This window comes from Cupriavidus plantarum (assembly GCF_905397285.1).
Classification (GTDB): Bacteria; Pseudomonadota; Gammaproteobacteria; order Burkholderiales; family Burkholderiaceae; genus Cupriavidus; species Cupriavidus plantarum.
In genome coordinates, this window is sequence record NZ_CAJPUX010000001.1 from 1,689,293 (window position 1) to 1,701,581 (window position 12,289).

The 12,289-nt window shown below is 67.1% G+C and carries 9 protein-coding genes; 4 read left to right on the forward strand and 5 right to left on the reverse strand.

Features of this window, described 5'->3' with window-relative positions; all coding sequences use genetic code 11:
• Window position 1 precedes the first annotated feature (1 nt).
• Window positions 2-2,248, forward strand: coding sequence for a xanthine dehydrogenase family protein molybdopterin-binding subunit (locus KHP16_RS07760; RefSeq protein ID WP_211959895.1), 2,247 nt, complete (start codon window positions 2-4; stop codon window positions 2,246-2,248).
• Window positions 2,249-2,466: 218 nt separating this feature from the next.
• Complete coding sequence (locus KHP16_RS07765) at window positions 2,467-3,804, forward strand: Nramp family divalent metal transporter (protein ID WP_109580977.1); 1,338 nt, start codon at window positions 2,467-2,469, stop codon at window positions 3,802-3,804.
• A gap of 23 nt (window positions 3,805-3,827) precedes the next feature.
• Here the strand turns inward: KHP16_RS07765 and KHP16_RS07770 are convergent, their stop codons facing one another.
• From KHP16_RS07770 to KHP16_RS07785, 4 genes are all read right to left on the reverse strand, one after another.
• The gene (locus KHP16_RS07770) at window positions 3,828-5,462 is read right to left on the reverse strand and encodes an EAL domain-containing protein (RefSeq protein WP_211959896.1); all 1,635 of its coding nucleotides are present in this window, start codon (window positions 5,460-5,462) and stop codon (window positions 3,828-3,830) included.
• Between the two features lie 129 nt (window positions 5,463-5,591).
• Window positions 5,592-6,563, reverse strand: a complete 972-nt coding sequence (locus KHP16_RS07775) for a tetratricopeptide repeat protein (RefSeq protein WP_109580975.1) — start codon at window positions 6,561-6,563, stop codon at window positions 5,592-5,594.
• A gap of 46 nt (window positions 6,564-6,609) precedes the next feature.
• The gene (gene ku / locus KHP16_RS07780; protein ID WP_211959897.1) at window positions 6,610-7,554 is read right to left on the reverse strand and encodes a non-homologous end joining protein Ku; all 945 of its coding nucleotides are present in this window, start codon (window positions 7,552-7,554) and stop codon (window positions 6,610-6,612) included.
• A 123-nt stretch (window positions 7,555-7,677) separates the two neighbouring features.
• Window positions 7,678-8,637 (reverse strand): AraC family transcriptional regulator, encoded by a 960-nt coding sequence (locus tag KHP16_RS07785; protein ID WP_211959898.1) that lies wholly within the window; start codon window positions 8,635-8,637, stop codon window positions 7,678-7,680.
• A gap of 155 nt (window positions 8,638-8,792) precedes the next feature.
• Here KHP16_RS07785 and KHP16_RS07790 point away from each other — a divergent pair, with 155 nt between their 5' ends.
• Window positions 8,793-9,335 carry a carboxymuconolactone decarboxylase family protein gene (locus KHP16_RS07790; RefSeq protein WP_208648205.1) on the forward strand — a complete coding sequence of 181 codons (543 nt, stop codon included), beginning with the start codon at window positions 8,793-8,795 and terminating at the stop codon, window positions 9,333-9,335.
• A gap of 416 nt (window positions 9,336-9,751) precedes the next feature.
• Window positions 9,752-10,195, forward strand: a complete 444-nt coding sequence (locus KHP16_RS07795) for a MarR family winged helix-turn-helix transcriptional regulator (RefSeq protein ID WP_109580972.1) — start codon at window positions 9,752-9,754, stop codon at window positions 10,193-10,195.
• Between the two features lie 83 nt (window positions 10,196-10,278).
• On the opposite strand, the gene KHP16_RS07800 is transcribed toward KHP16_RS07795, so the two are convergent.
• Complete coding sequence (locus KHP16_RS07800) at window positions 10,279-12,252, reverse strand: NAD(P)-binding protein (RefSeq protein ID WP_211959899.1); 1,974 nt, start codon at window positions 12,250-12,252, stop codon at window positions 10,279-10,281.
• Between the last annotated feature and the right edge of the window lie 37 nt (window positions 12,253-12,289).

The following is a 12,289-nucleotide window of genomic DNA, read 5'->3' on the forward strand; positions in this document are numbered from 1 at the left end:
CATGGATCGTCGCGCCTTCCTCAAGCAGAGCGGCGGCCTGCTGGTCTCGTTCTCGCTGCCGGCCTCCCTGCTCGTTACCGCCAATCCGGCGCTCGCCCAGTCCGTGACCGCGGTCGATGCCGCCGGTCAAACCGTCACGCGCGCCTCCGCGGCGAAGGGCGACGTTGACGCGTGGCTCGCTATCGCGCCCAACGGCCGCGTCACCGTGTTCAGCGGCAAGGTCGACCTCGGCACCGGCGCGCGCACAGCGCTCGCGCAGATGGTGGCCGAAGAACTCGACGTCGCCTTCACGCAGGTGGACCTCGTCATGGGCGATACGCTGCTGACGCTCGATCAGGGCCAGACCGCGGGCAGCCTCACGATCCAGGACGGCGGCGGCACGCTGCGGCGCGCGGCCGCCAGCGCCCGTCGTGCGCTCGTCTCGCGCGCCGCCACGCAGTGGGAGGTGGAACCCGCCGCCCTGAGCGTGCGGGACGGCATCATCGCCACCGCGGACAATGCCCATCGCGTGAGCTATGGCGAACTGCTTGCGGGCAAGCCGATCGAGGTCGCGCTCGACCCCAAGGTGCCACTCAAGGACCCGGCCAGACATGGCATCGTCGGCAAGAGCGTGGCGCGCGTCGATATTCCCGGCAAGGTCACTGGCACGTTTACGTACATGCAGGACTTCCGCCTGCCCCAAATGCTCCATGCGCGCGTGATCCGTCCCGCCGGTCCCGGCGCGAAACTGGTGAGCGTCGACGAGTCGTCGGTCGCCGGCATGCCCGGTGTGCGCGTCGTCCGGAAACAGGACTTCCTTGCGGTGCTGAGTCCCACCGAGTGGGGCGCGATCAAGGCCGCCCGCGCGCTCAAGGTCCAATGGGACGACCCGGCGCACTTCCCCGAACAGGCAGAACTCTATCGCTACTGGCGCGCCCTGCCCGTCGCGAGCGTCGAGACGCCCGCCAGCAAGGGCGATGCCGCGGGCGCGCTCGCCAGCGCCAGCAAACGCGTCGAGGCCACCTACGAGTTTCCGCCGAACACGCACGGCTCTATCGGGCCGGCCTGCGCGGTCGCCGAGTTCCGCGACGGCCAGTGCACGATCTGGTCGGCGGCCCAGTCGACGCATTCGCTGCAAGGCGAGATCGCGCTGACGCTCGGCGTGGAGAAGGCGAAGGTCCGGCTGATCTACCTCGACGGTGCGGGTTGCTATGGCCGCAACGGGCACGAGGATTGTTCGGCCGACGCGGCGCTGGTCTCGCAACTCGCGGGCGCGCCCGTGCGCGTGCAATGGATGCGCGCGGACGAGCACGGCTGGGATCCCAAGAGCCCGCCGACCGTGATCGACCTCAAGGGTGGCCTCGACGCGCGGCAGCGCCCCGTCGCCTGGCAGTCCGAGTTCTATGCCGCCGCGCAGAAGGGATCGATCGCCGAATTTCCGCTCCTGGCCACGATCACGTCTGGCATCAATCGCCCCGCCTATGTCACCGGCAATATCTCGAAGAACGCGGACATCCTGTACACGCTGCCCAACGTCAGCACGAAGGTGAATCGCATGACGGACAGCGCGTTCCGGACCGCGCATCTGCGCTCGCCCGGGCGGCTGCAGAACGCGTTCGCCAACGAGGCCTTCTTCGACGAACTCGCCATGGCGGCCGGGGCCGATCCGCTGCAATGGCGGCTCGACTACCTCCCCGACCCGCGCGCCCGCGCCGTGCTGGAGGACGTGGCGCGACTGTCGAAGTGGAACGCGCACACCGCCAGGGCCATTCGCAGGAAGGGGGACCCCCGTGACGTCGTACGTGGACGCGGGATGGCATTCGTTCGATACGACAACGACCGCACCTATGTGGCCACCGTGCTGGAGTTGGCGGTTAATCGCAAAACTGGTGCCATCCGGGTGACCGACGTCTGGTGCAGCCACGACTGCGGGCAGCTCATCAATCCGGACGGCACGCGCAACCAGATCGAGGGCGGCATCATCCAGACCATCAGCCGCGTGCTGATGGAGGAGCTCAAGTTCGATACGCGCAAGATCACGTCGGTCGATTGGAACACCTATCCGATCCTGCGTTTCCCGGACGTGCCGGACATTCACATCAGCCTCATCGACCGACCCGAAGCCCCGCCCTGGGGCGCGGGAGAAATGGCGCCCGCCACCATTCCCGCCGCCATCTCCAACGCGGTGTTCGCCGCCACGGGGGCAAGGCTGCGGTCCGTGCCGTTCCTTCCGGAAAAAATGCTCGCCGCAATGAAGCGGCAGGCGTAGTCTGAGCCGTAGTCTCATCGTTACGCGGCGTGAAGCGCCTTCGCCTCCGGGCGAAAGCGCCTGAAGTTGCAAGTGCATCACATCGATAGCTAAATAATAACGATTCTCAATTGCGCGATTAGGGATTACCAATTGGCCTTTCGGCCAGCGGGTGTACAAAATGTATTGCATGGGTGACACCGTCACCGACCGCTCACCCGCACAACGGAAACCCGATCATGCCGCCGACCCTCGATACCGCCGCCCTGCCGCCCCGCGCGCAACCGCGCTCGCGGCTCGCCTTTCTGGGCGCGGGCGCGCTGGTGGCCGTCGGCTACATGGATCCGGGCAACTGGGCCACGGCCATTGCCGGCGGCGCGAGTTATGGGTACCAGCTCCTGTTCGTGATTGCGGCATCGAGCATCGTCGCGATGCTGCTCCAGTGGATTGCCGCGCGCATCGGCGTGGTCACCGGCCGTGACCTCGCCCAACTGAGCCGCGAACGGTTCTCGCGCAAGACCAGCATCGTGCTCTGGATCGCGAGCGAGATCGCGATCATCGCGTGCGATGTTGCCGAGATCGTCGGCAGCGCCGTCGCGTTGCAGTTGCTGCTCGGCGTGAACCTCTGGGTCGGCGTGCTCATGGCGGCCGTGGCCACCGTGGCCATCATGGCCTTCCAGCGCGAAGGCCGCCGCACGCTCGAGGGCCTCGTGGCGGCGCTGATCCTGATCGTCGCGCTCTGCTTCGTCGCCCAGCTTGCGCTCGCGCAGCCGGAATGGCGCGATGTCCTCGGCGGCCTCAAGCCTTCGCCGGAAATCGTGCGCAATGCCGGGATGCTGTGGCTTGCCGCGGGCATCGTCGGCGCCACCGTGATGCCGCACAACCTCTACCTGCATTCGGCGCTTGTCCGCCGGTATGCGCCGGTTGCCGAGCCCGCCGACTCCGCGCCCGACGTCACGACCGAGATGCGCGCCCAGCTGAGCGCCGCCCGCAAGACCGAGATGCGCGAAGTCCTGCGCGGCGTGAACCTCGATACGTTCGGCTCGCTCGGCTTCGCATTCCTGATCAACGCGGCGTTGCTCATCGTTGCCGCGGCGGTGTTCCACGCCAACGGGCTGACGGAAGTCAGCGACCTCGCCGATGCGCACCGCCTGCTCGATCCGCTGCTCCACTCGGATCTCGCGAGCCTGTTGTTCGCCGTGGCGCTGCTTGCCTGCGGTCTCAATTCGACGGTGACGGGAACGCTGGCCGGACAGGCCGTGATGGAAGGCTTTCTGAACCTCCGCATGTCGCGCCTCCGCCGTGCGGTGCTCACGCGGGCCGTGGCCATCGTGCCCGCACTGGCTGCCGTGGGCGTGTTCGGCGAGCACGGATCGGCCGAACTGCTCGTGGCCAGCCAGGTGGTGCTGAGCCTGTCCCTGCCGCTCGCGGTGATTCCGCTCGTGACATTCGGTGCCAGCCGCGAGTTGATGGGCGAATGGCGCGTGCGCGGTGGTGCGTTGGTGGCCGCATGGTCGGCCGCCGGTGCCATCGTGCTGCTGAACGTGGTGCTGCTCGCGCAAAGCGCAATGGGCTGAGGCGCGCTCGGTGCCCGCATGCACTAATGCACCGTGAGCGCGGGCTCGGCGTCCTGCTCCGCGTGCGCCGCGCCGCCGGCACCGAGCACCGCCTCGGCGCTGGCGGGCCGCTGATACAGATAGCCCTGCGCGCAATCGACGCCGATCTCCGCCAGCAACGCATGCTGGGCCTCTGTCTCGATACCCTCCGCGACCACCACCAGCCGGAAATGATGCGCCATCGCGACGATGCTCGCGAGCAGCGCCTTGGCATCGTCATCCACGGACTGTGTGAACTGGCTGTCGATCTTCAGGTAGTCGAACGGAAAGCTCCGAATCAGGTCGAGATTGCTGTTGCGCGTGCCGAAGTCGTCGACCGATAGCCGGATGCCCGCGCGCCGCAGGCGGTCGAACGCTTCCATCGCCTGTCCGCGATCGGCGAGCAGATGCCGCTCCGTGATCTCGAGCACCAGCGCCGCGCCGTCCGGCATGCGCCCCTGCAATGCGGCGGCCTCCGCCTCGAAGCCACGGCGCCGCAGGTTCAGCGGCGGCACGTTGACGGCGATGTGCATGGGCATCGCTGGCCGGTAGCGTTCCACATCCTCGACCACACGCCGCATCACGAAGCGCGTGATATCGGCGATCAGCGGCGTCGACTCCACGGTCTCGATATACGACCCCGGCGGGATCATGCCCCAGCGCGGATGCCGCCAGCGCAACAGCGCTTCCACTCCGACGCGCTGCCGAGTGCGGACGGAGACGATCGGCTGGTAGACGACGAAGAACTGGTCGCGCTTCAGGCCCTGCCTGACGGCTTGCAGCAGCAGGCGGCGCGGCGCCGCCACGATCAGGAATATCGTCAGGAGCAACAGCCCGGCCAGCAGGCCGATGGCACCGAACATCAGCCCATACTTGCGCGACGTGGCCGCCACGAACCCGGGGTCCGCCACGGCGGCCACCGTGATGGGAAATCGCGCGGACGTCGCGCGCGTGCCGTAGCCCGGCGGGGCCGGTCCTTCGCGAAACGGGCCGTCCTGAAATGTTCCATCCTGGTAGATGGACGCGTTGCCAACCGTCAGCGCCACCACGCCCGCGCCGAACCCCTGGCCGTGCGCCAATGCATCGACGACGTAGACGCCTTCGATCAGGTACAGGATGCCGCGGCTCGCATCGGAGGGGTCGGTGGGCTCGAACAGCACGAGCGTCGGCGCGGCATCGCGGAACGGCGTGCGTCCCACGAGCGCGATGCGGCGCCCGCCCGCCGCGGTGCCGCCCTTCTCGAAGCTCTTGCCGAAATACCAGCTGAGCGGCACGCGAATGCTGCCGCGCGTGGACGAGCAGTACGCCACGCCATCGGCGACCGTGGCGGCCGCGCGCAAATAGGGGATGTAACTCTGGCGTTCGGTGAGGGCGTCCCCGATGGCGGCGCATGACTGGCCGATCAGCCCATCCATCCTGCGCCTGCCGTGTGTCTCCACGACGCCTATCATGCGCGTAATGGCGACCACGACATCGGAGGCGATCGCCCGCTCGCGCTTCGCGATCACGTCGTCCGTGACGCGCGCGCCTGCCCAAAGCGCCGCCGATGTCGACACCGTGCAAACCGCGAGCCATAGCAGCAGTGTGGCGGGGGACGGCGTCCATCCGCCCCCGAGAACATCCCGCCATGTCCTGAACAATCGCGCCCTCCGCAGCAGTCTTGCCCCAGTCAGTCTCCCTTGGCCGATTCTGGGCATGCCCGCGCGGCGCGGATGTCCGCTTGCGTCCTACAACGCAACATTTTTGCCAACAATGCGAGAAACGCGCGGCTATATGGCCGGTTCGAGCTTGCGGTACTGGTTGTAATGGCGGATCGCGCGGTGGGGATCGCCGAGCGCCTCGTGCAGGCGCGCGGCGTTGTAGTGCGCATCGGCGAAATCGGGCGCGAGGTCGATGCACGCGTGATAACTCGCGAGTGCGTCGCGCGGCGCGCCGGCGTCTTCGAGCGCCACACCGAGATTGAAATGCAGCACGGGATGATCGGGCAGCCGCTGCAGCGCCGCGCGATAAAGCAGGATCGCTTCCTCGAAGCAGCCGCCGTCGCAAAGCAGGCAGCCGAGGTTCAGATAGGCATCGGGAAAGGCAGGGTCGGAGGCGATGGCGCGCGCATAGGCCACACGCGCCTCGTCGGGCGCGTGTTCCTCCAGTTCGACGCCTCGCGCGAATTCGCTCGCGGGGTCGAGCCTGTCGGCGCCGGCGAGCTCGGCGATATCAGGCGGCGCGCAACTCCCCGATGCCGGATCGTGCCCCGCGCCTCGCGGCAAACCGCGTGGCAAGCCGTGCGGCGCCCCCGGCGACCGTCCCGCCGGGCCATACGCAACGCCTTCGTCGCGCGCGCCCGATCGTTCCAGCACGAGCACCTTGCCTTCGCCCGCCTGCGATCGTTCCTGCCTCGCGTCGAAGTCCAGCACGAACTGGCCGGTGTCGACCTGCCACTGTCCCTGCCGGTCGCGCACGGTGACGTCGCGCCCCGCCGCGGCTACGCGCAGGCCGGTCGGCGGACGCCCCTGCTGGCCGAGTTCCTGCAATCGGCGCAGCGAGCGCGTGATATGGCGCGTGGGCACATGCGATGCGCGCAGCGATTGCGCGGTACGCAACAGCACCACGTCCTGGAATGTAAAGCGATACTCGCGACGCGGCCCACGGCGCGGCGCCACCACGCCGGCCGCGATCAACGCCGTGACGACCGTGCGCGAAATGCCGAGCAGCGCCTGGACGTCGCGCATCGAGTAGGCATCCATTGCCGGGTCAGTTCTCCCTTGTCATGAGCGGTCGCCGTCGCGCGCGCTATCGGCGTGCGGCACGTTTTGGCGCGGCGGCCGGTGCCGGGGCCACGGCGCGCTTCGCGGTCTTGCGCGGCGCGGCAGCCTTCTCCGACGCCTCCGCTGGCTCGGCTGGCCCGGCTGGCCCGGCTTTGGCGGCCTTCCCCGTCGACCTGGCCGCGGGCTGACGCTTGTTGGCGCCGATACTCTTGCGCAACGCCTCCATCAGGTCGATGACCTCACCGCCCGCCGGGGCCGGCGTCTCGGCCGCGACGGTAATCTTCTTGCCCGCGATCTTCTTGTCGATCTGTTCAAGGATGCGCTGCTTCTCCTCATCGACGTAGGCCGCCGCATCGTAGCCCTCGACCGAGTTCTGCTCGATCAACTGCTGCGCAAGGGCCAGCTCGGCCGGCTGCACGTCGGCGCGTTCGACGTGCAGGTCCGCCATCGACCGCACCTCGTCCGCATAGAGCAGCTGCTGGAGGATCAGCCCGTCCTCGCCCACGCGAATCTGCACCATGTACTGCTTGCCCTTCCACGACCACTTGGCCAGCGCGCATGTCCCGCTCTCGCGCATGGCCTCGGCCAGCAGGTTGTAAGGCTTGCCGCCGCGCTTGTCGGGACCCAGGTAGTACGCCTTGTCGTAGTAGATCGGATCGATCGCCCCGATGGGCATGAACGCGATGATGTCGATCGTCTGCTGCGCCGCCTCCTCGAGGGCGTCGAGCTCTTCGGGGGTGAACGTGACATAGCGGTCTTTCTCGAACTCGTAGCCCTTGACCATGTCCGCGCGATCGACGACCACGCCTTCCTTGAGGCAGATGTATTGCTGCCTCAGCCGCGAGCCACAGCCCTTGTGCAGCAGGTTGAAGCCGACGGCCGATTTGCTTTCGGTGGCCGAATAGACCTTCACCGGAATCGAAACCAGGCCGAAACTGATCGACAGCGATGCGATGGAACGGGCCGCCATGGGTATCTCCCTCCGATGACGAAAGACCACGAAACAACACGTCCCTGAAGGTTATACCGCCCGATCGGGCGCTGCCAGCAGACGCCCGCTGACACGCGGAGTGGCGACCGCGCCGCTTGCCGCTCAGACGGCGCCCGCCGCCGCCGCGCGGCGGTCGCGCTCGGCGCGCCGGAACGCGCCCGGCGCCACGCCGAAATGCTGCGCGAAAAGCCTGCCGAAAGCCGCCTGCGAGGCATAGCCGCATTGTTCGGCCACCGCGGCCGCCGAAAGGTTGCCTTCGCGCAACAGCCGCGCCGCCCGCTCCATGCGCAACGTCGTCACCAGTTCAAGCGGCGTGATACCGCCCACCTGCGAGAAATGCCTCGCGAGCGTGGCGCGGGACATATTGCACGCGGCCGCGATGTCCTCCAGCGTCCAGGCCAGCTCGGGCGCGCGCACGATCGCCTCGATGGCCGGCGCCAGGCGCGCGTCGCCCATCAGCGCGAACAGACTGTGCGCCACGCCGCCGCGCGACATGATCGTACGCATCAGCACCGTGAACAGCGCGGTGGACAGGTCGGCCACGATCGCCGCGCTGCCGGGGCGCGGCGTGTCGGCCTCCGCATGCATCATGCCGATCAGCCCGCGCAGCCAGCCAGCCTCGCCATTGCCGGCATGCTCGCGTTCCGCCGCCGACGCGGTCGGCACGTGCAGGTACTCGGGCAGCGTGCGCAGCAGCAGCGTGGACGACGGACTGAGTATGAACGTGCCACACAGGATGTTGAGCGGCTCGGCCGCGCCCTCGACGCGCACCTCCGTCACGACCCCGTTGAAATTGAGCGTTGGCGCACGCCGCGCGCCGCGATGCATCGCCCGCATCGTATGGGCGGCGCCATGCGGGAACAGCAGCACGTCGCCAGCCACCAGCCGCACGCGTTCCTTGCCCACGGTGAGCTCGGCCTTGCCATCGAGGATCACGTGATAGGGCACGTGCCCGGGCGCCGCCTGCTCGTTATGCGCGGACCAGGCGCCCGCCACGCGGCACTGCAGGTCGACGGTGCCGGACGGGTCGAGCAAACGAACGAAATCGCTGAGGGTATCCATGCGAGAAAAGACGCGGTGAGACGATCGAGCAAAAAGTTGCGCCGATTCTAACTCATGCCCATCAGCTGCGTACGTAAGATGAAGTCATGGAAGCGCGGCACACAAACCAACGCGCAACCGACGCAACTACCGTAACGAAACCAGGAGAATTCATCATGTCCCGCCTCAATTCGATTGCCGTCAACGACGCTACCGGCCAGACCGCTGAACTGTTCGGCGCCATCAAGAAGGCCGTCGGCAAGGTACCGAATGCCTATAACGCGATCGGCGCCAATGCTCCCGCCGTGCTGGCCAATGCGCTGGCCACGGGGCAGCTGCTCAAGCAAGGCAAGCTGTCCGCCCGCGAGCAGGAGGCCATCAACCTGTCCGTCAGCGAAGCCAGCGGCTGTGACTATTGCCTGGCCGCGCACACGCTGACCGGCAAGATGTCCGGTTACACGGTCGAGCAGACGCAGCAATTGCGCCGGGGCAGCTTCCCCGACGATGCGAAGATCGATGCGCTGGTCCGCTTCGCGCTGGAGATCGTGACGACGCGTGGCACCTTGCCGGCGGCGGCGGTGGAACGCGTGAAGGCGGCCGGCTATGACGACCGCCAGATCGTGGAAGCCATCCAGGCCATCAGCGCTATCCTGTTCACGAACATGATCAACCGCGTGAACGACACGACGCTGGACTTCCCCCCCGCGCCGGCCATCTGACCCGCCCCGCGCTGGCCCGCGTGATCGGATATTTCGCAGTTCGGAATATCAGGCACGCGGGTTTTCCCTTAATACTCATCACTCATTATCGCATCGATGGACATGCTCCCATAAACTAATACTCTTATGTCCAAACAAGTTATGCTGATTATTCACCCGATCGGGGGAATTGGAAAACAGTCACAAATATGCACTTGAGTGATTTTTAATACGTATGATAATAAAATTTAATTCACTTTTCTTAGAGTCACGATCAAAATAGTCGTGACGATGCCCTCGCGGATGCACTCGTCAAGCGGGACAAGGTTTAGCGGTCAGCCGCGCGAACCGATCCGTCACAACCTGATATAGCGACCCACCCCTTTATACGAGGTCGATCAGAGAAAAATCCGCCTTTGACTATAGGGGATGACGCCGTGAAGCACTACAACAGGGATAATTTTCTGCTCACTCAGAGCATTGGCTTTCACTTAAACAAGGCCCGTAATTGCCTCCTGATGGAAATGGACTGCGCATTGCGCCCACTTGACATCAATGGCCAGCAAATGGGCATTCTCATGACGCTGATGCGGGGGTCCGCCTCCACGCCATTCGAAATCAGCAAGATGCTGGGCATCGACAGCGGCCTGATGACGCGCATGCTGGACAAGCTCGAAGAGAAAGGTCTCCTCGCGCGCAGCCGCAGCATCGACGACCGGCGCGTGGTCAACCTCGTATTGACCGAAAAAGGAAAATCCGTGGCGGAGCAGATTCCCGAGATCGCGCCAGAGGTACTCAATGAACGGCTGAAGAGCTTTTCCGAAAACGAGTTCGCGGAATTCGGACGCCTCCTCCAGAAGTTCGCGACCCGGCATCAGTAACGCCGACATTCCGGCGCTGCGCGTTTTTCCCGCCCCCTCCGCCCCCTCGCAACGGCGCGGCGCCTTCTTTCCCTGCTTTCCCCTCAGCCGATGGCGGCCAGGCCGTCCACGGCGCGCCAGGCTTGCTCCACGGCCGCGGTCAGCGATGGGCTGCCCGCGCTGTCGCTATTCGCGATGCGCACGTTACCGAGGCCCTTTCCTGCCTGGGCCAGCGCCGTCTGCAACGCGGCGTCGTCCGGCGATAGCGTGCCCGACATATAACTATAGCCATGTGCCCATCGATTGACCGTGATCCCGCGCACCACGTCGCGCGAGGCGAAGCCGGCCGGGCCTAGCATTCGATCCAGTTGCGCGCGGATGCCGCGTTCGAGGTCGTCGTAGGGCGTGCCGAGCAACAGCGCGCGGCCGGCACGAAACCGTTCCCGTACGCTCATGCCGCTGTCGGGTACCGTCGGGACATAGAGCATATGCAGCACGGCCGGGTCGTCGGGCGTGGCGGCCGCCGATAGGCTGCCCGCCACGGGCCGCTCCAGCCACAGGTCGGTGTAGGCCATCGCCGGCGCGTGGATGCGCCACGCCTTGAGCGCGGCGAACGCGCGCCAGTGGTCCAGCGCGACCTTGGTGTAGATCATCGGCGCCTTGACCTCGGCGCGCAGGGCTTCCTTCTGCGGCGCTGGCAGCGAGGGGAAGATAAACGGGATCATCATGTTGTAGCCCGCGAGCACCACGTGCTGGGCTTCCACGCGATGCAGGTTGCCGCGCCAGCCATACGTGACGCGCGTGATGCGCGTATCGGGCTCCACGGCGATCGCGGTGGCCTCGAGCCGTATGCGCACCGCGTTGCCCTCGCGGTCGAGCCGGCCATAGTCAAAAGAAGCGTCGAACGCCGCGCGCCCAATGTCTTCGGGCTTGCCCGCCGACGAGGCCACACCGGGCACGAGGTCGCGGACCAGCAGCCGCGCGAGCGAGGCGTTGCCATCGGGGAACCACAGGCGTGAGGCGGGGGACTTGCCCAAGCGTTGGTCGAGCGCGGGCGCGGGCATGCCGGCACCGGCCGGCAACCCGATGGAGATCGCCTCGGCGACCGAGATGCCGTCGGCATCCAGGGCATAGGCGTCGTTGCTGCGGCTACGCAGGAACCGCAGGCCGCCGAGTCCTACCCCGGCCCGCTCGCGAAGGAAGGTCGCGTAGCGCGTACGCGCGAGGTACGCCGCGCGGTCGGCCGGGGCCATACCGGCGAGATAGTCAACCGCCCCGCTCGCGAGCCCGGGGCTTGCCGCGCCTGCCGCGTCCGCGGTGCGCGTGGCAGCGCCGGCGATGCCGCCATCCGCCCCCGCCAGCCGCAGCAACGCCGCGCGATCCGCCGCACCGAGCGGGGCGGCGTCCAGATGCGCGCGGATCGTGTCGAGCGCGGGGCGGGCGGTGCCGCCACCGGGCGGCGTGCCAACACGCGCGTCGATCAGCGCCGCGAACGGGTCGCCCGGGACGAAGCGGTCCTGCCCGAAATGGTCCGCATCGAAAAACACCGCGCGCCCCATGCCAAGCGCGGCGAATGGCGTCTGCGCCAGCGCCGGCGCGCGCGTGGCGTCCAGCCCCAGCCCGCCGAGCAACGTCCGCACCGCTGCATTGCCCGCCGCGCTGGCGGGCATGTCCGCGCTCCCGCCATACGTCACGAGCTTGCGTCCCCGTACCGTGAACTCGTTGCGCTTGGCATGCCCGCCGAAATCGTCGTGATTGTCGAGAATCAGGATGCGCGCCTTCGGGCCGAACTTGCGGCGATAGAACCAGGCCGCGGCCAGACCGCTCAGGCCGCCGCCCACGACAACGAGGTCATACGCCTCCTGAGCCAGCACCGTCGGATAGGCCGCGCCTTCGCGGGCAAGGCTGTGCGCGAGCGTAAAGGTCCCCGCATGGTTGCCACGCAGTCCCGTCAGCGCCGGCGGATACGCCGCGGTTGCCGCATCCGCATCGGCCGCCCGTAACAGCGCCGCCGGCCCGAGCCCCGCCGCGATCGTGAGCGCGGTTCCGTTCAGAAAATCCCTGCGCGTAATGGTCATGACGCCGTCTGCCTCTTCTCTTGTGGCCTTGTCCTGT